This is a genomic window from Collimonas sp. GW821-FHT02H07 (genome assembly GCF_059421505.1).
Genome location: NZ_JBWKVC010000009.1, coordinates 169,629 through 189,607 on the forward strand (window position 1 = coordinate 169,629; position 19,979 = coordinate 189,607).

Below are 19,979 nucleotides of genomic sequence, written 5' to 3' on the forward strand. Positions count from 1 at the left end.
CTCTCGCTTGATGAAACCAGAACTTTCCGTCGTCATCCCGGTATATAACGAGGAATCGGGCCTCGCCAAACTGTTCGAGCGCCTCTACCCGGCGCTCGATGCACTTGGCATCAGCTATGAAATCCTGTACGTCAACGACGGCAGCCGCGACAAATCGGCGGCCATCCTGGCGGAACAGTTCCGCTTGCGGCCGGACGTCACCCGCGTGGTCCTGTTCAACGGCAATTTCGGCCAGCACATGGCGATCCTGGCCGGCTTTGAAGCGACCCGCGGCGACATCGTCGTGACGCTCGACGCCGACCTGCAGAACCCGCCGGAAGAAATCGGCAACCTGGTCGCCAAGATGCGCGAAGGCTACGATTATGTAGGCTCGATCCGCCGCAAGCGGCAGGATTCGGCCTGGCGCACCGTCGCTTCCAAGGCCATGAACCTGCTGCGCGAGAAAATCACCGGCATCAAGATGACCGACCAAGGCAACATGCTGCGCGCCTATGGCCGCAACGTGGTGGACCTGATCAACCAGTGCAAGGAAGTCAATACTTTCGTGCCGGCGCTGGCTTACACTTTCGCCCGCAAGCAGGCGGAAATCGTGGTCGAGCATGAAGAACGCTCGGCCGGCGAATCGAAATACTCGCTGTACAGCCTGATCCGCCTGAACTTCGACCTTGTGACCGGCTTTTCCATCGTACCGCTGCAGCTGTTTTCGCTGATAGGCATCGTGCTGTCCTTCGCGTCCGCCGCGCTGTTCGTGGTGCTGGTGGTGCGCCGCTTCCTGTTCGGCGCTGAAGTGCAGGGTGTGTTCACGCTGTTTGCGTTTGCCTTCTTCCTGATGGGCATGATCCTGTTCGGCATCGGCCTGGTCGGCGAATATGTCGGCCGCATCTATCAGCAAGTGCGCGCGCGTCCGCGCTACGTGGTGCAAGCCATGCTGGAGCAGTCTTCTGCAGAGGATAAGCAAGCCTCATGAAAGCCGTCGTCTTTGCCTATCACAATGTCGGCGTACGCTGCTTGAAGGTCCTGCTGGCGCGCGGCGTCGAAGTGGCGCTGGTGGTCACCCACGAAGACAATCCGCAGGAAACCATCTGGTTCGAGTCGGTGGCTTCGCTGTGCCGCCAGCACGGCATTCCGGCGGTTGCGCCGGACAACCCGTCTACACCGGAACTGCTGGCCCAGGTGGCTGCTCTGGCCCCCGATTTCATTTTCAGTTTCTATTACCGCCACATGCTGCCGGTCAATCTGCTGGCCTTGGCCAGGCACGGCGCCTTCAATATGCATGGCTCCTTGCTGCCGAAGTATCGCGGCCGCGTGCCGATCAACTGGGCAGTCCTGCATGGCGAAACCGAAACCGGCGCCACCTTGCATGAAATGGCGGCAAAACCTGACGCCGGCGCCATCGTGGCGCAGACGGCAGTGCCGATTCTGCCCGACGATACGGCGTATGAAGTATTCGGCAAGGTTGTTGTGGCGGCAGAACAGACGCTATGGAATGCATTGCCGCTTATACTTGCAGGTAATACTCCCAGGCTGCCCAACGACCTGGCGCAAGGCAGCTATTTCGGCGGCCGCAAGCCGGCCGACGGCGAAATCGACTGGAGCCAGCCGGCGCAGCAGGTATACAACCTGTACCGTGCGGTGGCGCCGCCCTATCCCGGCGCCTGGAGCATTGCCAAAGGCCACACCTTCATTGTTGGGAAAGCAAGCTTTCCCGCCAACTTCGCTGCCGACGCGCTGGTAAATTTGCCTCAAGGCTTGGCGGTAGTGGATAATCACATTGTTGGCGTCTGCGGCGATGGCCGGGCGTTGTTGATTAACCAATTGCTGCTGAATGGCCAGGCGGTCACGCCGGAAGCACTGAAAAACATCCTTTTATAAACGGCTGCGTGGTTTTGCGGGCAAGACGGCCTTTGCCGCCGCTCTGCCCTCCGGGAATCGCAACGCTTCATGTTTCGCCGCGGTTCCACCGCGCGGAATGCTACTCTAACAACAATAGAATATTATGAAAAAAGTCCTTATCCTCGGCGTCAACGGTTTTATCGGCCATCACCTCTCCAAGCGCATCCTGGAAACCACCGACTGGCATGTCTACGGCATGGACATGATGACCGACCGCATCCGCGACCTGCTGGACAACGAAGAATACAAGTCGCGCATGCACTTTTTCGAAGGCGACATCACCATCAACAAGGAATGGGTCGAGTACCACGTCAAGAAGTGCGATGTGATCCTGCCGCTGGTGGCGATCGCCACGCCGTCGACCTACGTCAAGCAGCCGCTGCGCGTCTTCGAATTGGATTTTGAAGCCAACCTGCCGATCGTGCGCTCCGCGGCCAAGTACGGTAAGCACCTGGTGTTTCCGTCGACTTCGGAAGTGTACGGCATGTGCCACGACGAAGAGTTCGATCCTGAGCAGTCCGAACTGATCTGCGGCCCGATCAACAAGCCGCGCTGGATCTACTCCTGCGCCAAGCAGCTGATGGACCGCGTGATCTGGGGCTACGGCATGGAAGAAGGCTTGAACTTCACCCTGTTCCGTCCGTTCAACTGGATCGGCGCCGGCCTCGATTCGATCCACACGCCGAAAGAAGGCAGCTCGCGCGTTGTAACGCAATTCTTCGGCCACATCGTGCGCGGCGAGAACATCTCGCTGGTCGACGGCGGCCAGCAAAAACGTGCGTTCACTTATATCGACGACGGCATCGATGCCCTGATCAAGATCATCGCCAACAAGGACGGCGTCGCCAGCGGCAAGATCTATAACATCGGCAATCCGGTCAACAACTATTCGATCCGCGACCTGGCCGACATGATGCTGAAGCTGGCAGCGGAATACCCTGAGTACGCCGACTCCGCCAAGAAGGTCAAGCTGGTCGAGACGACTTCCGCCGCCTACTACGGCAAGGGCTACCAGGACGTGCAGAACCGTGTGCCGAAAATCACCAACACTTGCGACGAACTGAACTGGCAGCCGACCACCACCATGGCCGACACCCTGCGCAATATTTTCGATGCGTACCGTGGCCAGGTGGCCGAAGCACGCGCCCTGATGGACTAAGTTTTACCCAAGGTCCGGGCAAGACACGACGTGCTCATGTCTTGCCCGGACGCTGTTTTTCCTTACTACAGCCAGACCAGACAACTTGCCTCTCCTCACCCTAAAAATCGACGCCGACACCTATCGCGGCACCCGTGAAGGGGTACCCAACCTGGTGCGCCTGCTAAGCAAATACCAGGCGCGCGCCACTTTTCTATTTTCACTCGGCTACGACCATACCGGCTGGGCCTTGAAGCAGGTGTTCCGTCCCGGCTTCTTCCAGAAAGTATCGCGCACCTCGGTGGTCGAGCACTACGGCCTCAAGACCTTGATGTATGGCGTTCTTCTGCCGGCGCCGGATATCGGCAAGACCTGCGCCACATACATGCAGGCAGTGGACGCCGCCGGTTTCGAGTGCGGCATCCACACCTGGGACCACCGCGTCTGGCAAGACCATGTGCGGCAACGCGACGCCGACTGGACCAGCCAGCAGATGCAACGCTCGTTCGACCGCTTTCGCCAGATCTTCGGCCGGGCGCCGCTGACCCATGGCGCCGCCGGCTGGCAGATGAATCCCTACGCATTCGAACAGCTGGAAAAATTCGGCATGGCCTACGCCTCCGACGGCCGCGCCATGCTCACCGACGACGGCGCGCTGGCCGACCAGGCCGCCGGGCCGCATCGCCTGCAGGTCGATGGCAAGACGCTGGCATGCATCCAGCTGCCGACCACCCTGCCGACGCTGGACGAACTGCTGGGCCGCAGCTTCAACGGCGTCGAGCTGACGCCGGCGAATATCGCCGATCACATCCTGGCGTTGACAGCCACGTCGCGCGATCATGTATTTACTCTGCACGCAGAGCTTGAAGGGCAAAAACTCGCCCCCATATTCGAGCGGTTGCTGCAGGGCTGGCAGGCGCAAGGCTACGATCTGGTCTCGATGGAAGATTACTATCGGCACGTCAAGGACCAGGTGTTACCCGTCGCACCGCTCACGTGGGCGGAGTTGCCCGGACGTTCAGGCGAAATGATCATGCAGGAAACCTGACCAGCGGATCAAGCCCTTGATTGGCAACCGATTCATCATAATCTTTAGTGAACAGGACAAGAAAGTGGCAGACCATCCTTCCATCATCAACATGACGGTGCCCGACTTCTCTGCAGCCATGACAGGTGCACAGACATTCAAGTTGTCGGACTATCATGGCAAGAAAATAGTGTTGTATTTTTACCCTAAAGACAACACGCCAGGCTGCACTACCGAAGCCATCCAGTTCCGCGACCTGCACCAGGAATTCCAAGGTCACAATACTGTCATATTCGGCGTCAGCCGCGACAGCATTCGCTCGCACGACGGTTTCAAAGCCAAGCTGGATCTCCCCTTCGAGCTGATTGCCGATCCGGATGAAACGCTATGCGCCATGTTCAACGTCATGAAAATGAAAAACATGTACGGCAAGCAAGTACGCGGCATCGAGCGCAGCACGTTTGTGATTGACGCCGCCGGCACATTGGTGAAAGAATGGCGTGGAGTGAAGGTGCCTGCGCATGTTGAGGAAGTATTGGAGTTTGTAAGTCATTGAATTCACAAAAAATTATTTTGTTAAGCCGTTTGAGGAAAATGCCCGAGGGCCTTCCCAAACGGCTTTTTTACTTTTTAATTTGTAATTTACCGGCCGGGCCTGCCGTATTGGCCTGTTTATCGTGAGTGATCGCTGATGTTCCTTACCAATATTGTTGTTCCAGCCGTAGCTTCATCTGTTTGGTCCAGTTCGCGTTGCCACCCAAGCGAACCTTTTTTCATCTTTAAAGCGAGGTTCTGATGCCCTTACCAAAATTACCGACCAAACCCGCTGCTTTACTGTCCGTTCAAGATTACCCAAAAGCGGAAGCCGGCAAAGCCGTCAAACCACGTATCGCCATTGTTGAACCGATTACCCGCAACAAGGAAGTTGCACCACAAGCGCGCGACAAGTCCGTCGCCAAGCCCGCCGTCAAGCCGGTAGAAAGCCGCAAGACCAAGGCGCCGGCGGAAAATGGCCGCAGCGTCGCCGACAAGCCCACCAAGCCTGCCGACGGCCATATCCGCCCGAAATCGAGCACCAGCCGCGCCGCCGACAAATCCGGCGTCAGCAAATTGTTCGTGCTGGACACCAACGTGCTGATGCATGATCCAAGCTCGCTGTTCCGCTTTGAAGAGCATGACATCTATCTGCCGATGGTGACCCTGGAAGAGCTGGACAACCACAAGAAGGGCATGTCGGAAGTCGCCCGCAACGCCCGCCAGGTATCGCGTTCGCTGGACGCGCTGGTCGGCGATATCGGCGACGACCAGATCGACCACGGCATCCCCTTGTCAAAACTTGGCAACAAGGATGCCAAGGGCCGTCTGTTCTTCCAGACCAAGCTGCAAAACGCCGACCTGCCGGAAGGCTTGCCGGTCGGGAAAGCCGACAACCAGATCCTCGGCGTGGTGCGCGGACTGGAAGCGGAAACCCCGGGACGCGCGGTGGTGCTGGTGTCGAAAGACATCAACATGCGCATCAAGGCGCGCGCCATGGGCTTGCCGGCGGAAGACTACTTCAATGACCACGTGCTGGAAGATACCGACCTGCTGTACTCGGGCATCCAGCAATTGCCGGACGATTTCTGGATCAAGCACGGCAAGGGCATCGAATCCTGGCAAGAAAACAAGCATGGCACCGGTTACACCTACTACCGCCTGAGCGGACCGCTGGTGCCGACCCTGCTGGTCAACCAGTTCGTTTTCATCGAACCGAAAAACGGCGAACCGGCGTTCTACGGCCAGGTCACGCAGATCAACGGCAAGACCGCGGTGCTGCAAACCTTGCGCGACTACGGTCACGCCAAGAACAGCGTGTGGGGCATTACCGCCCGCAACCGCGAGCAGAATTTTGCGCTCAACCTGTTGATGAATCCGGACTGCGACTTCGTCACCCTGCTGGGCCAGGCCGGCACCGGCAAAACCCTGCTGGCGCTGGCGGCCGGCTTGGCGCAGGTGCTGGAAACCAAGACCTACAACGAAATCATCGTGACCCGCGTCACGGTGCCGGTCGGTGAAGATATCGGTTTCCTGCCAGGCACCGAAGAAGAGAAGATGGGGCCGTGGATGGGCGCCTTCGACGACAATCTGGAAGTGCTCAACAAATCCGATTCCGATGCCGGCGAATGGGGTCGCGCCGCCACCCAGGATCTGATACGTTCGCGCATCAAGATCAAGTCGCTCAACTTCATGCGCGGCCGCACCTTCGTCAACAAGTTCCTGATCATCGACGAAGCGCAAAACCTGACGCCGAAGCAGATGAAGACGCTGGTGACGCGTGCCGGTCCGGGCACCAAGATCATCTGCCTGGGCAATATCGCGCAGATCGATACGCCGTACCTGACCGAGGGTTCCAGCGGCCTGACTTATGTGGTCGATCGCTTCAAGGGCTGGTCGCACAGCGGCCATGTCACCTTGGCGCGCGGCGAGCGTTCGCGTCTGGCTGACCACGCTAGCGACGTGCTGTAATCGTGCTTTAACCACGCTTGAAAGCGGCGCAGCGATGCGTCGCTAGTTCAGGCAAACGGGTGTAATTCGATGCGGGCGGCGAGCGCTCTGATTGAATTACACCCGTTTTTATTTGATGATGTGATATCCACTTCATCAGCCAAGGAATACCATCATGAAAATCGCCATTCTTTCCGATATCCACGCCAATATCTGGGCGCTGGAGGCCGTCCTGGCGGATATCAGGCGGCAAGGCGCGGACCTGGTCGTCAATGCCGGCGACATCCTGTCCGGCCCGCTGGCGCCGGCCGCCACGGCCGATCTGCTGATGTCGCTGGGCCTGCCCACCATCGCCGGCAACCACGAGCGCCAGCTGCTCTCCTGCGCGACCAAAACCGGACATCCGACCGACCAGTTCGCCTTTGAAAACACGACCCAGGCGCAGCGCGACTGGCTCAAGGAATTACCCGGCACGCTGGCAGTCGCCGACGACGTTTACATGTGCCACGGCACGCCGGCCAGCGATCTGATTTATTTCCTGGAAGAAGTCGATCAGCATGGCTGCCACATGGCCCCGGCGGCACAGATCGAAGCGCACGCCGCCGGCGTCAGCCAGCAGCTGATGATCTGCGGCCACAGCCACAAGCCGCGCAGCTGCGCCGTTTCCGGCGGACGGCTGGTGGTGAACCCAGGCAGCGTAGGCCTGCAAGCCTACGATGACGACCAGCCCTGGTTTCATGTCGTCGAAAACGGCAGCCCGCATGCGCGTTATGCGATTTGCGAAAAAGACATGCATGGCTGGCGCGTCGGCCACCACTGCGTCGGCTACGACCATCACAAAGCCGCAGCCGAGGCCGCAAGGAACGGCCGGGACGACTGGGCTCGCTGGCTGCTTACGGGAAGAGCGGCATCCTGAGCCGCCGGCCAGGAACGCGGACTATCCGCCATCGCGGGATACAAGCAAGCCGGACCAGCAAAGCCATAAGGCCGCCGCACATCCCAAGAACGAAAAGGCGAATGGGATTGACTCGCATGACGACTGCAGCGGCAAGCAATAGCCACAAAAAAAAACGGCGCATCTTACGATGCGCCGCAACCTTAAGCCACTAAATTGCACTTGGAAACTAGAATGCCACAGGACGCCATTTCAGCAAACGTTTTTCTAGCGTAGTCAGCAAATAATCTGCCGCCAGAGCCACCACAGCCAGCACGATCATGGCGGCGAACACGCCGCTGGCGTTGAAAGCGCCCTGCGCGGTCGAAATCAGCAAGCCGATGCCCTGCTTGGAGCCGAGGAATTCGCCCACCACGGCGCCGACCAGCGCAAAACCGAAGCTGACATGCAGACTCGCCAGGATCCAGCTCAGCGCTGACGGGATCACGACCGACATGGTGACCTGGCGCGGCGATGCGCCAAGGATTTGTGCATTTGCAATCATGTAACGGTCGGCTTCACGCACGCCCTGGAAGGCATTGCCGAACACCACGAAGAACACCATCACCACCGCCAGCGCCACTTTGGAGGCCATGCCCAGGCCCAGTGCGATCACAAAAATCGAGCCCAGCACCACCCGCGGAATCGAATTGGCAACCTGGATATAGATGCTGAAGACATCCGACAGCAGTTTGTTGCGGCCCAGCAGGATGCCGCACACCACGCCCGCCACCGAGCCGATCAGGAAGCCCAGCACGGTTTCTTCCAGCGTCACCAGCACCTGAGTCCAGAGCGGTCCTTGCGACGTACCGTCCTTGATCCAATCGTAGATCTGGATCACGATCAGCGAAGGTTGCGAAAAGAAAAACGGGTCTATCCATTGCAGCCTTGCCGCCAGCTCCCAGCCGCCCAGTGTCAGGATCAGGATGCCGACGCGCAGGGACATCACCAGCCAGTAGCGCTGCTTGATTTTTCGTTGTGCTTCTTGTTCGACGGTAGCCAGGCTGGCGGCGCTGAGCTTGTCGACGGTTTGTGCTTGATTCATGGTTTGCCTCTTTGCTGCCGCCTGCCCTGGAATCCAGAGCGGCAGGCGACACTGTGAAATGGGATAAAACGATTCAGCTGATATGCACTTCTTCGCGCAGATCGGCCCAGATCTTGCGCGAGATATCGATGAAGCGCTGTTCGTAGCGCACCTCGGACATCACGCGCGGCCGCGGCAAGTCGATTTCATACACGCTCTTCAAGGTGGCCGGGCGCGCGGTCAGCACATAGACCTTGTCGGCCAGCGCAATCGCTTCTTCCAGGTCGTGGGTGACGAACACTACCGAACCAGCTTGCGAGGACCACAGCTGCAGCAGCTCATCCTGCATCAGGGTACGAGTCTGCATGTCGAGCGCGCTGAACGGCTCGTCCATCAGCAGGATTTCAGGGCTGTTGATGAACGTCTGGGCCAGCGCTACGCGCTTGCGCATGCCGCCGGACAACTGGTGCGGATAGTGATTGCCGAATTTTTCCAGGCCGACGCGGCGTATCCATTCTTCCGCCAAGGCATACGCAGCATCCTTCGGCTTGCCGCGGAACAGCGGCCCCGCCGCGACGTTGTGCAGCACGCTGCGCCACGGGAACACCGCATCGTTCTGGAATACAAAGCCGATGCGCGGATCGATGCCGTTGACCGGCTCGCCCATGATGCGCACCTCGCCTACCGTCGGCTTGAGCAGACCGGTGATCATGCTCAGGGTGGTCGATTTGCCGCAGCCGGTAGGACCGACCACCGCGACGAATTCACCGCGCGCCACGCTCATGGTGAAGTCGCGCAAGGCCACGGTCGCCTTGCCGTCCGGCGAGATGAAGCGGCAGGAGACATTGCGCAGTTCGATGGCTGGCGTATCGCGCGACGGTTCCGGCGTCGCCAGCTTGACGGGTGAGGCTGACGCAGCCGAGGCGTATGCTGTTTGGGTCATTTCAGTTTCCTTGTTAATTCCGGACGGCAGGACTCCCGCCGCACGCGAACATCGCGTCGGCCAGCGCCGTCCGTTTGCCGGTCCGCCCGCGCCTAAGCGCAGGAGAAGCCGGTCTTCACATTCAGCGTCGCGTTTATTTGGCTGGGCTGACGAACTCGTTGGTATAGGTTTTAGCCAGGTCGATGTGCTTGCCCTTGACGTTCGGATTGAATCCGGACAGAACCTGCAATACGGTTTCCGGGCCGCCGGCCGGCATGGTTCCGTCGGCGGAAAACATCGGCAGGGAATTCTGCAGCGCCTGCACGTACATCGGCTTGTTGTTGCCGTAGTAGTCCTTCGGCATCTTGTCGGCGATCTCGGCAGCGCTGTGGGTGTTGATGAATTTCAGCGTCTTGACAAAAGCGCGCGCCAGTTTGGCCGCTTCCACCTTGTGCGTGTTCAGCCATGGCCGCTGCACATACAGGCTGGAGGCCGGGTACAAGCCGCCAAGCGCCTTGACCGTGCCTTCGACGGTGCGCATGTCGACCAGCACCGACGCTTCGCCGGTTTTCAGCAGCTGCGAAACTGTCGGTTCGGTGGTCATGCCGGCATCGATGCGGCCCTGCTTGATCGCCACGATGAAGGTATTGTCGGCGCCGACCGGCAGCACCGAATACTGGTTGGAGGTGATGCCGTTCTTGGCCGCCAGGTACTGAGTCAGGAAGTTGGTGGAAGAACCGAGCCCGGTCACGCCCAGGGTCTTGCCCTTGACGTCGGCCATGCTCTTGATGGTAGCGGCAGCCTTGGTCGAGACCATTTCGACTTCGCCGGGAACCTGGCCGAAGATCGTGATCGCTGTCACTTCCTTACCCTTGCTTTGCAGATCGATGGAGTGGTCGTAGAAGCCGACCACCGCCTGCACCGCGCCGGCCAGCAATTCGTTTTCCGCATCGACGCCGGCCGGTTGCGATTGCAGCTCGACGTCCAGTCCTTCTTCCTTGAAATAGCCGAGCTGTTCAGTCAGCTTGGCCGGCAGATAGATCATCTTGGTGATGCCGCCGACCATGATGGTGATTTTTCCTGAATCTGCCGCGACGGCCTGGCTGGCGCCAAGTACCGCGCCGGACAGCAGCACAGCAGAAATCAATGAACCGCGGATGAGGGTATGCATTGCGTTGTCTCCATTTGTTTTTTTGGGATAATCGCTGGATACATATGACAGGCTGCCATTGTTCCAATCTTGAGCGTATTCTAGGATGCGATAACTTTCATCCAGCTTTCCAAATCGGTACAATTTAGATTGCAGTGCAACATAACCTAGCCAGCATCCATGAAATTACTCCTGATCGAAGACAATCCGCCGCTTGCACTGTGGCTCAGCAAGATACTCAAGGAAGACAAGTTCACCATCGACCTCGCCACCGATGGCGAAATGGCCGACAGCCTGCTGCAAAGCGAAAGCTACGATGTCGTCCTGCTTGACCTGCAACTACCGAAAATGAACGGCAAGAGCGTCTTGCGGCGGCTGCGCCAGCGCCACAACAACGTGCCGGTGATGATCCTGACCGCCAGCGGCTCGATCGACGAAAAGGTCGATTGCCTGGGCGCCGGCGCCGACGATTACCTGGTCAAGCCGTTTGAAGTACGCGAACTGGTCGCCAGGATCAAGGCCCTGATCCGCCGCCAGACGTCCGACAAGACGGCGGAAATGCATTGCGCCGACCTCCACTACGACAGCAACACCCGGCAATTCTCGATCGCCGGCCAGTTGCTGGCGCTGCCCGCCCGCGAGCACGACGTGCTGGAAATCCTGATGCTCAAGCAAGGCAAGACCGTCTCGAAGACGGCCCTGATGGACGGCGTGTTCGGGTTGGATGACGAACCGAGCGCGGACGCCATCGAAATCTATATCCATCGCTTGCGCAAGAAAATGGAACACTGCCAGGCCGCCATCATGACCTTGCGCGGGCTCGGCTATCTGCTCAAACAGAAAGACCTCACTTGATCATCAGCCTGCGCCTGCGCTTACTGTTGTGGTTGCTGATTCCGCTGACGTTATTCGTCGCCATCAGCGCCACGCTGTCGTACCGCAGCGCGCGCCAGACTGCGGACCTGATCCAGGACCATGCCTTGCTGGCCGCGGCCCAGGTGATCGCCGGCGAAATCCAGTGGCTGGACGGCGTGCCGCACGCCAGCGTGCCGCCGGCGGCACTGGAGCTGCTGGTCTCGCCCGAACAGGACCAGGTGTTTTACCAGGTCATCACCGATCATGACAGCCTGCTGGCCGGACGCCCCGATTTCCCGCCGGCCTTGCGCTTTCCGGTAACGGCGCCGGCATTCAACAACATCGATTATCACGGCCAGGCGCTGCGCGTGGTGAGCCAGGTACGGACCCTCTACAACGCCGGCCAGCTGCGCAAGATCGCCGTGCTGGTAGGGCAGACCACGCGCGCCCACGACCAGATGCTGGCCGATCTGTGGCGCCCTGCCCTGCATGGCCAGATCGCCATGCTGTTGCTGGCCATCGCCCTGGTGGTGATCGGCCTGACCATGGAGCTGCGGCCGCTGATGCATCTGAAGGACCAGTTGGCCTTGCGCGAGGCCACCTCGCTGTCGCCGATCAAGGCCGGCCAGTTGCAGCTGGAGCTGCGCCCCATCGTCGAAGCCATCAACCAGACCATCCAGCGCCTCAACACCCAGGTCGCCGCGCAAAAGCGCTTTATCGCCGACGCCGCCCATCAGCTGCGTACGCCGCTGACCTTGATCGATTCGCAGATCCAGTTTGCCCGCCGCCTGACCGACGAGCAGCGGCGCGGCGAAGTGCTGCTGGCGCTGCAGGAAAGCAGCCACAACATGACCGAGCTGACCAACAAGCTGCTGCTGCTGTCGCAGGCGGAAGCATCCAACACCACCGCTTTCCTGCGCCATCCGGTGAACCTGATTGCGGTGGCCGCCACGGTATTGGAAGAGATTGTCGACCTGGCGCAGCGCAAGAATATCGACCTGGGCCTCGACACCGCGCTTGAGCAGGCCTGGGTCATGGGTAACGAGGGCTTGTTCAACGCCATGATGATGAACCTGGTCGACAACGCCATCCGCTACACCCCGGCGCACGGCAAGGTCACCGTGAGCATTGCCGCCAGCCATGAACAGGTCGCCATCCGCGTCAGCGACAACGGCCCCGGCATTCCGGCCGAAGTGCGCGACCGCGTGTTCGAACGCTTCTTCCGCAACGCCGCCCCGGGCCAGGAAGGCACCGGCCTGGGCCTTGCCATCGTCAAGGAAATCGTGATCGCCGCGCAAGGCACGGTAACGCTGGCGGCCTCCGGCCAGCAAAGCGGCCTGACCGTGCTGGTGCATCTGCCGGCCTGCGCAGAGTCCGGCAATGCAAACACAACTTGAGCAACAGTTCTAGGACATTGCCAGCAGAGAAATTTATTTTGCAGTACATTATTGCCTAGGCAACGAATGTTTATCCAAGTATTTACCCGAATAAGCGGTAAATAAATAACAAATAGTTAATGTGTCAGCAAAGAAAAGCAAGCAATCCGTGAGCAAGCGAGCAGCCATATTCACCGTGGAAAACTACCAGATAGAAGAAAGCATCGGCTATCTGCTGGCGCGCTCGCGCGCCATGCTGGTCAAGAGTTCGGATGAATCGCTGGCGGAATATGGCATTACCCATGCCCAGGGTGCGATTCTGTTGATGCTGTCAACCGGTAAATACTCGACTGCCGCCGACTTGGCGCGTGAGACGTATACCGACGCAGCATCGACCAAACGCATGATCGATCGCCTGGCGGCACGCGACCTGATCACACGCGTACCCTGCGCGCACGACAGGCGCCTGATCAAGCTGCACCTGACCGCCGACGGCCTGGAGCTGTCGAAAAAAATGCCGAAAGCATTTTGCGGCGTACTGAACAAGCACTTTTCGGATTTCAGCCCGGAAGAAATCGGCTTTTTGAAATCAATGCTGCGGCGCCTGCTGGCAAGCAACACGCCAACAGAGAAAACACATTGACTATGCAAGAACTATCCATACGGTATTATTTTTAAACAAGCAGCAAACGCCTGTGTCGTTCCCTGTTGTTATTCCTTATTGTCATTTATCCGTCGCCGCTAAATCAACTCGTCAAATCAACATCGACATGAACCCTCTTTCATCTTCATCCAGGCGCCGCCTGCCGAAACTCGCAACGCAACGCCTTGCCATCAGCGCTGCCGTGTTGCTGCTGGCGGCCTGCGCCAACTTCAGCGGCATTCACAGCAGCGCGCATTCGAACAGCGCGGATGACTATGCATCCGCTTCTTCCCTGCCGGGCCAGGGTGGCGCGTGGCCAAGCAGCTCCTGGGTAAGCACGATCGGCGGCAGCCAGCTACAGCAACTGGTCGATGAAGCGCTGGCCACCAACCCGAACCTGCAGGCGGCGTCCGCCCGCATCGCCGCCTCGCGCGCGATGGTGGAAGCGGCCGGCGCCACCAGCAAGCCGCAAGTCGGCGCCAGCTTGTCGGCGACGCGGGAACGCTTTTCCGAGAACAGCATTTACCCGCCGCCATTCGGCGGCATGTACGTGACCGACTATGAGACGGCGCTGAACTTTAGCTACGACCTGGATTTCTGGGGCAAGCACAGCGAGCAGCTGCGCTCCGCCATCTCGCAGCGCAAGGCGGCGGAAGCGGAACATTACGCCGCGCGGCTGGTGCTGACCGCGGCCATCTCGAAAGCATGGCTGCAATTGGGGCGCCAGTATGCCCAGCTGGACTTGACCAACCAGCAGCTGGCATTGCGCGACAAGCTGGACAAGCTGACCCAGCAGCGCTTTGCCGCTGGCCTCGACACTCAGAGCGACAACCAGCAGAGCCGCCAGCAAGTGGCCGGCCTGCGTGCTGAACGCTCGCAGTGGCAGGAAGCGATCGGCCTGACCCGCAACCAGATCGCAGCATTGATGGGCCAAGGTCCGGACCGTGGCCTGGCGATTGCCCAGCCGGCGCTGCCGGCCGACAGCGCCATCGCCCTGCCCGACCAGCTGCCGCTGGGCCTGATGGGACGGCGGCCGGATGTGCTGGCGGCGCGCTGGCAGGTAGAAGCGGCGCAAAGCGATATCAAGGTAGCCAAGACCGAGTTCTATCCGGACATCAACCTGTCGGCGATGATCGGTTTTTCCAGCCTGAGCTTTTCGCAATTCCTGAACCACAGCAGCAAGGTGGTTGGCGGCGGCCCTGCCATCCATCTGCCGATCTTTGAAGGCGGCGCCCTGCGCGCCCAGCTCAAGGGGCGGGTCGCCGCCTATGACGGCGCGGTGGCAACCTACAACCAGGCGCTGAACGATGCCTTCCACGAAGTGGCGGACAGCGTGCAGTCGCTGCGCGCCGCGGAAGAGCAAGGCAAGAATCAGCAGACCGCGGTAGATGCAGCCGAGCGCGGCATGAAGCTGGCCGAGCAGCGGCAACAGGTCGGCACCGCCAACATGCTGCAGGTGGTGAGCAGCCAGATCGGCTGGCTGGCGCAGCGCAAGCTTGAGCTGGATACGCGCGCGCGCCGGGCCGACCTGCGCGTCAACCTGATCAAGTCGCTCGGTGGCGGCTTTGACGCGGACGCCGCCGGCCTGGGCCCTGCCGCGACGGCCGCCGCCAGCAATCCGCAAGCCAGCGCTGTTAACTGATTAACCAAAACAACCGTTCACTTATTGCGAAATCCGCGCCATGACAACATCAAATCAAAACCAACAAGAAGCAACAGCGCAGCCGGCTGCCGCTGCCAGCAACGGCAATGGCAAGCGCCGCGGCTTGCTGATCGGCGTCACCATTGCCCTGATCATTATCCTGATCGCCTACGGCATCTGGTGGTTCATCTACGCCCGCCACTACGAGAACACTGACGACGCATACGTCGGCGGCAATGTGGTGCAAGTGACGCCGCAGGTCGGCGGCACGGTGCTGGCGATCAATGCCGACGATACCGAACTGGTGCAGGCCGGCAAGCCGCTGGTGGAACTGGACAAGGCCGACGCCAAGGTTGCGCTGGACCAGGCCGAAGCCCAGCTAGCCCAGACCGTGCGCCAGGTGCGCACGCTGTTCGTCAACAATAACACCCTGGCGTCCGCCGTCACTGCCCGCAGCGCAGAACTGGAACGCGCCCGCGCCGACCTCACGCGCCGCCAGCAGTTGATCAGCACCGGCGCCGTCTCCAAGGAGGAACTGGATCACGCCAAGGTTGCGGTACAGGGCGCGGAAGCAGCCTTGCAATCGGCGCGCGAGCAACTGGCCTCCAACAAGGTGCTGACCGACCGCACCTCGGTTGAGCAGCATCCGAACGTGCAGAACGCCGCCGCTCAGCTGCGCAATGCCTATATCAATCTGGCCCGCACTACCCTGCTGGCGCCGACCACCGGCTATGTCGCCAAGCGCTCGGTGCAGGTTGGCCAGCGCGTCGCCGCCGGCAGCCCGCTGCTGTCGATCGTGCCGCTGAACGCCTTGTGGGTCGATGCCAACTTCAAGGAAGTGCAGATCAATAATATGCGTATCGGCCAGCCGGTGACCTTGAAATCCGATCTGTACGGTTCCAAGATCGAGTATCACGGCAAGGTGGTCGGCCTGGCAGCCGGCACCGGCTCTGCTTTCGCCCTGCTGCCGGCGCAAAACGCCAGCGGCAACTGGATCAAGATCGTGCAGCGCATTCCAGTGCGCATCTCGCTGGATCCGAAAGACCTGGAGACCCATCCGCTGCGCATAGGCGTATCGATGGACGCCAACGTTGACATCGCACAAACCGAAGGCACTTCGCTCACTGCAGGCACCGCGCGCACCGCACCGGCCTACACCACCGATGTATTCGACAAGAGCGGCCAGGAGGCCGATGCACGTATCGCCAGCATCATCGCTGCCAACAACAATGCAGCGGCAGCGCACTGACACCCTGCAGTTTGCCGGCGGATGCCGTCGCGCCTGCCGCCGTCCTGGCGGCTGCGCTGACGGCAGCGGATATGCAATAACCCTTATCGGAATGCCTTCATGAGTTCCCCAAAACCAGCGCCGCCACCGCGGCCGCCTTCGCAACCGCTGCCGCCGCTGACCGGCGGCAAGCTAGTCATGGGTACAGTAGCCTTGTCGCTCGCCGTGTTCATGAACGTGCTCGATTCGTCGATTGCCAACGTTTCCATCCCTGCCATTTCCGGCGATCTCGGCGTCTCGCCGCAGCAAGGAACCTGGGTCATCACCTCGTTCGCGGTGGCCAACGCCATCTCGGTGCCGCTGACCGGCTGGCTGACCCAGCGCTTCGGCCAGGTGCGCCTGTTCGTTACCTCGATCATCCTGTTCGTGCTGTCTTCGATCCTGTGCGGCCTGGCGCCCAGCATGGAAGTGCTGATCGCCGCCCGCGTGCTGCAAGGCGCCGTCGCCGGACCGATGATTCCCTTGTCGCAATCGCTGCTGCTGTCCAGTTACACCCCGTCCAAGAGCGGGATGGCGCTATCATTCTGGGGCATGACCACGCTGGTGGCGCCAGTCATGGGGCCGCTGCTGGGCGGCTGGATCTCGGACAACTACACCTGGCCGTGGATTTTCTACATCAACATACCGGTCGGGGTGTTTGCCGCCTGGGCCACCTGGTCGATCTACCACAAACGCGAATCCGCCACCTACAAGCTGCCGATCGACAAAGTCGGCTTGGCCTTGCTGGTGGTCTGGGTCGGTTCGCTGCAGATCATGCTGGACAAGGGCAAGGAGCTCGACTGGTTCAACTCTTCCACCATCGTGATCCTGGGCGCGGTGGCGCTGGTTGCCTTTATCTACTTCATCATCTGGGAACTCGGCGACGACCACCCGGTGGTCGACCTCAGGCTGTTCAAGGGCCGCAATTTCAGCGGCGGCGTGATCGCCATCTCGGTCGGCTACGGCCTGATGTTCGGCGGCCTGGTGATCCTGCCCTTGTGGCTGCAGACCACGCTCGGCTATACCGCAACGCTGGCCGGCGAAGTGATGGCGCCGGTGGGAATCTTTGCGATCATCCTGTCGCCCTTCATCGGCAAGATGCTGCCCAAGATCGATGCGCGCTGGGTCGCCAGCACCGCCTTTTTCATCTTTGCGATCGTGTTCTACCTGCGTTCACAGTTCACCGAGAACGTCGATACCTTCACGCTGATGATCCCGACCATCATCCAGGGTGCGGCGATGGCCATGTTCTTCATTCCGCTGACCTCGATCATCCTGTCAGGCCAGCCGCCGGACAAGATTCCTTCGGCCGCGGGCCTGTCCAACTTCGTGCGGATCATGTTCGGCGGCATGGGCACCTCGATCACCAGCACCTTGTGGGACCGCCGCACTTCCCTGCACCATTCGCAGCTGACGGAGTTCACCGGCCCGCACAGTCCGGCATTTACCGAGGCGGTGCATAGCCTGACGGCCCAGGGGATGCCGGAACCGGCTGCGTGGGCCACCATAGACCGCCTGATTTCGGTCAAGGCCGCCACCCAGGGGGCGACCGATATCTTCTGGATCTCGGCGGTGCTGTTCCTGATGCTGATTGCGCTGGTGTGGCTGACCAAGCCGCAGCGTTCCAGCCTGCCGGTGGATGCCGGCGGCGCACACTAAGCCATAAACGCAGGGCAGCCCCGATAGCGGGGCCGATAAAAAAACGGGCGGCGCATATTCACTATGCACCGCCCGTTTTGCTTTGGAAGGCCGCTTCACCCAGCCAGCCCTGTCTATCAATTACAAGATATGCTTGCCGATCCACCAGGCTATCGCTGCCATGAAAGCCGAAGCTGGAATCGTCAGCACCCAAGCCCAGACGATATTGCCGGCAACGCCCCAGCGCACCGCAGAAACACGGCGCGCGGCGCCGACGCCGACGATGGCGCCGGTGATGGTGTGGGTAGTCGACACCGGCACGCCGAGCATGGTCGCCAGGAACAACGTGATGGCGCCACCGGTCTCGGCGCAGAAGCCGCCTACCGGTTTCAGCTTGGTGATTTTCTGGCCCATGGTCTTGACGATGCGCCAGCCGCCGAACAAGGTGCCGAGGCTGATCGCGCTATAGCACGAAATGATCACCCACCATGGCGGCAGGGCATCGCTGGCTTGCGAAAATCCGGTGGCGATCAACAGCATCCAGATGATGCCGATGGTCTTTTGCGCATCGTTGCCGCCGTGACCCAGGCTATACATGGAAGCTGACACCAGCTGCAGGCGGCGGAACCATTTATCGACCTTGCGCGGCGTCGAACGCACGAAAATCCACGACACCAGGACCATCATGATGGAGCCGAACACGAAGCCCAGCAGCGGCGACAGCACGATGAAAGCAATCGTCTTGATCAAGCCGGCCGAAATCAGCGATCCGGTGCCGGCCTTGGCCACCGCGGCGCCGACCAGGCCGCCGATCAAGGCATGCGAGGAAGACGATGGAATGCCGTAGTACCAGGTCAGGATGTTCCAGCAGATGGCCCCGACCAGGGCGCCGAAGACGACGTAATGGTCAACCACATTGGGATCGATGGTGCCCTTGCCGACGGTAGCGGCGACGTGCAGCTGGAATACCGCAATCGCGATGAAGTTGAACAGCGCGGCCATAGCCACCGCCTGCTGCGGCTTGAGGACGCCGGTGGAAACCACGGTAGCGATCGCATTGGCGGCATCATGGAAGCCGTTCATGAAGTCGAACACCAGCGCCAGTGCAATGAGAAAAACGAGAGCGTAAATACTGATTTGAAGAGTGTGCATGAGTAGCCAGAGTGGTTTTTTTTAGGATTACGTCGATGCGGCAGCGGCCAGCGGCCGCCGTCGCCCTACTCTGCATCAGGCATTTTCGACGATGATGCCTTCGATGATGTTGGCCACATCTTCACAGCGGTCGGTCACTGTTTCCAGGATTTCGTAAATTGCCTTGAGCTTGATCAGGGTGCGCACATCAGGCTCGTCACGGAACAGTTTCGACATGGCGGCGCGCATCACGTGGTCGGCATCCGATTCCAGGCGGTCGATCTCGACGCAGATCGCCAGGATCTCGCGCGAGTTGTCCATATTGTGCAGCAAGCCTACCGCGGCCTTGACCTTCTCGGCGCAGCCCAGGCACAGCTCGGCCAGGCGCTTGGCCTCAGGCGTGATGGCCTTGATGTCGTACAGCGAGATGGTCTGTGCCGCATCTTCCAGAAGATCGAGAATGTCATCCATGCGGGTGATCAGCTGGTGGATGTCGTCGCGGTCGATGGGCGTAATGAAGGTCTTGTGCAGCATGTCGATCGCGTGATGCGTGACCTGGTCGGCCTGCTTCTCGATGCCTTCGATCGCGTGCACGCGGATTTCCAGATCGTCGAAATTAGTCATCAACGCCACCATTTCTTTGGCGCCCTTGACGCATAGCTCTGCATGCTGATTAAAGAGCTCAAAGAATTTGCCCTCGGTGGGCATCAATCGTCCAAACATGTTTTATTCTCTCTGTTGAGGGTTAAGCTAAATCTAAAACTACAATTACAACTACGTTTACATTTAAACCAAGGATATTAATTTAAAGCAAACAATGTCACGAAACTGAAATATATCAGGCTCGCTCAACCA

At 59.9% G+C, this 19,979-nt stretch carries 18 protein-coding genes; 13 read left to right on the forward strand and 5 right to left on the reverse strand.

Annotated features, from left to right (window positions below; all coding sequences use genetic code 11):
- Positions 1–10 precede the first annotated feature (10 nt).
- The 7 genes from AC07V8_RS15700 (at position 11) to AC07V8_RS15730 (ending at position 7,458) form a co-directional block, all read left to right on the forward strand.
- Positions 11–967: a glycosyltransferase gene (locus tag AC07V8_RS15700; protein ID WP_211474049.1), complete on the forward strand. Its 957-nt coding sequence runs from the start codon at positions 11–13 to the stop codon at positions 965–967.
- Entirely contained in the window at positions 964–1,872 is a 909-nt protein-coding gene (locus AC07V8_RS15705; RefSeq protein ID WP_494679133.1) for a formyltransferase, read from the forward strand. The genes AC07V8_RS15700 and AC07V8_RS15705 overlap by 4 nt, the downstream gene beginning before the upstream one ends.
- Before the next feature lie 124 nt (positions 1,873–1,996).
- On the forward strand, positions 1,997–3,052 hold the full coding sequence (locus tag AC07V8_RS15710) for a bifunctional UDP-4-keto-pentose/UDP-xylose synthase (RefSeq protein ID WP_211441600.1): 1,056 nt from the start codon (positions 1,997–1,999) through the stop codon (positions 3,050–3,052).
- Between the two features lie 85 nt (positions 3,053–3,137).
- The gene (locus AC07V8_RS15715) at positions 3,138–4,079 is read left to right on the forward strand and encodes a polysaccharide deacetylase family protein (protein ID WP_494679132.1); all 942 of its coding nucleotides are present in this window, start codon (positions 3,138–3,140) and stop codon (positions 4,077–4,079) included.
- A gap of 118 nt (positions 4,080–4,197) precedes the next feature.
- Positions 4,198–4,614 (forward strand): peroxiredoxin, encoded by a 417-nt coding sequence (locus tag AC07V8_RS15720; protein ID WP_494679269.1) that lies wholly within the window; start codon positions 4,198–4,200, stop codon positions 4,612–4,614.
- Between the two features lie 239 nt (positions 4,615–4,853).
- Positions 4,854–6,563: a PhoH family protein gene (locus tag AC07V8_RS15725; protein WP_494679131.1), complete on the forward strand. Its 1,710-nt coding sequence runs from the start codon at positions 4,854–4,856 to the stop codon at positions 6,561–6,563.
- A 154-nt stretch (positions 6,564–6,717) separates the two neighbouring features.
- Positions 6,718–7,458, forward strand: a complete 741-nt coding sequence (locus AC07V8_RS15730) for a metallophosphoesterase family protein (RefSeq protein ID WP_494679130.1) — start codon at positions 6,718–6,720, stop codon at positions 7,456–7,458.
- A 208-nt stretch (positions 7,459–7,666) separates the two neighbouring features.
- Here the strand turns inward: AC07V8_RS15730 and AC07V8_RS15735 are convergent, their stop codons facing one another.
- The 3 genes from AC07V8_RS15735 to AC07V8_RS15745 all read right to left on the reverse strand — a co-directional run bounded on the left by AC07V8_RS15735 (position 7,667) and on the right by AC07V8_RS15745 (position 10,593).
- On the reverse strand, positions 7,667–8,521 hold the full coding sequence (locus tag AC07V8_RS15735) for an ABC transporter permease (RefSeq protein WP_211441605.1): 855 nt from the start codon (positions 8,519–8,521) through the stop codon (positions 7,667–7,669).
- Between the two features lie 73 nt (positions 8,522–8,594).
- Positions 8,595–9,443 carry an ABC transporter ATP-binding protein gene (locus tag AC07V8_RS15740; protein ID WP_494679129.1) on the reverse strand — a complete coding sequence of 283 codons (849 nt, stop codon included), beginning with the start codon at positions 9,441–9,443 and terminating at the stop codon, positions 8,595–8,597.
- Between the two features lie 133 nt (positions 9,444–9,576).
- Entirely contained in the window at positions 9,577–10,593 is a 1,017-nt protein-coding gene (locus tag AC07V8_RS15745) for an ABC transporter substrate-binding protein (protein WP_494679128.1), read from the reverse strand.
- A gap of 159 nt (positions 10,594–10,752) precedes the next feature.
- On the opposite strand from AC07V8_RS15745, the gene AC07V8_RS15750 reads away from it, so the two are divergent.
- The 6 genes from AC07V8_RS15750 (at position 10,753) to AC07V8_RS15775 (ending at position 18,014) form a co-directional block, all read left to right on the forward strand.
- Entirely contained in the window at positions 10,753–11,427 is a 675-nt protein-coding gene (locus AC07V8_RS15750) for a response regulator (RefSeq protein WP_494679127.1), read from the forward strand.
- Positions 11,424–12,824 carry a sensor histidine kinase gene (locus AC07V8_RS15755; protein ID WP_494679126.1) on the forward strand — a complete coding sequence of 467 codons (1,401 nt, stop codon included), beginning with the start codon at positions 11,424–11,426 and terminating at the stop codon, positions 12,822–12,824. The genes AC07V8_RS15750 and AC07V8_RS15755 overlap by 4 nt, the downstream gene beginning before the upstream one ends.
- Before the next feature lie 148 nt (positions 12,825–12,972).
- Positions 12,973–13,446, forward strand: a complete 474-nt coding sequence (locus tag AC07V8_RS15760; RefSeq protein ID WP_494679125.1) for a MarR family winged helix-turn-helix transcriptional regulator — start codon at positions 12,973–12,975, stop codon at positions 13,444–13,446.
- A 127-nt stretch (positions 13,447–13,573) separates the two neighbouring features.
- Positions 13,574–15,088, forward strand: a complete 1,515-nt coding sequence (locus AC07V8_RS15765; RefSeq protein ID WP_494679124.1) for an efflux transporter outer membrane subunit — start codon at positions 13,574–13,576, stop codon at positions 15,086–15,088.
- A 40-nt stretch (positions 15,089–15,128) separates the two neighbouring features.
- The gene (locus AC07V8_RS15770; protein ID WP_494679123.1) at positions 15,129–16,337 is read left to right on the forward strand and encodes an EmrA/EmrK family multidrug efflux transporter periplasmic adaptor subunit; all 1,209 of its coding nucleotides are present in this window, start codon (positions 15,129–15,131) and stop codon (positions 16,335–16,337) included.
- Positions 16,338–16,436: 99 nt separating this feature from the next.
- On the forward strand, positions 16,437–18,014 hold the full coding sequence (locus AC07V8_RS15775; RefSeq protein WP_494679122.1) for a DHA2 family efflux MFS transporter permease subunit: 1,578 nt from the start codon (positions 16,437–16,439) through the stop codon (positions 18,012–18,014).
- Positions 18,015–18,134: 120 nt separating this feature from the next.
- On the opposite strand, the gene AC07V8_RS15780 is transcribed toward AC07V8_RS15775, so the two are convergent.
- Positions 18,135–19,145 carry an inorganic phosphate transporter gene (locus tag AC07V8_RS15780; protein WP_211441611.1) on the reverse strand — a complete coding sequence of 337 codons (1,011 nt, stop codon included), beginning with the start codon at positions 19,143–19,145 and terminating at the stop codon, positions 18,135–18,137.
- A 75-nt stretch (positions 19,146–19,220) separates the two neighbouring features.
- Positions 19,221–19,847 (reverse strand): DUF47 domain-containing protein, encoded by a 627-nt coding sequence (locus AC07V8_RS15785; RefSeq protein ID WP_211441612.1) that lies wholly within the window; start codon positions 19,845–19,847, stop codon positions 19,221–19,223.
- Positions 19,848–19,979 lie beyond the last annotated feature (132 nt).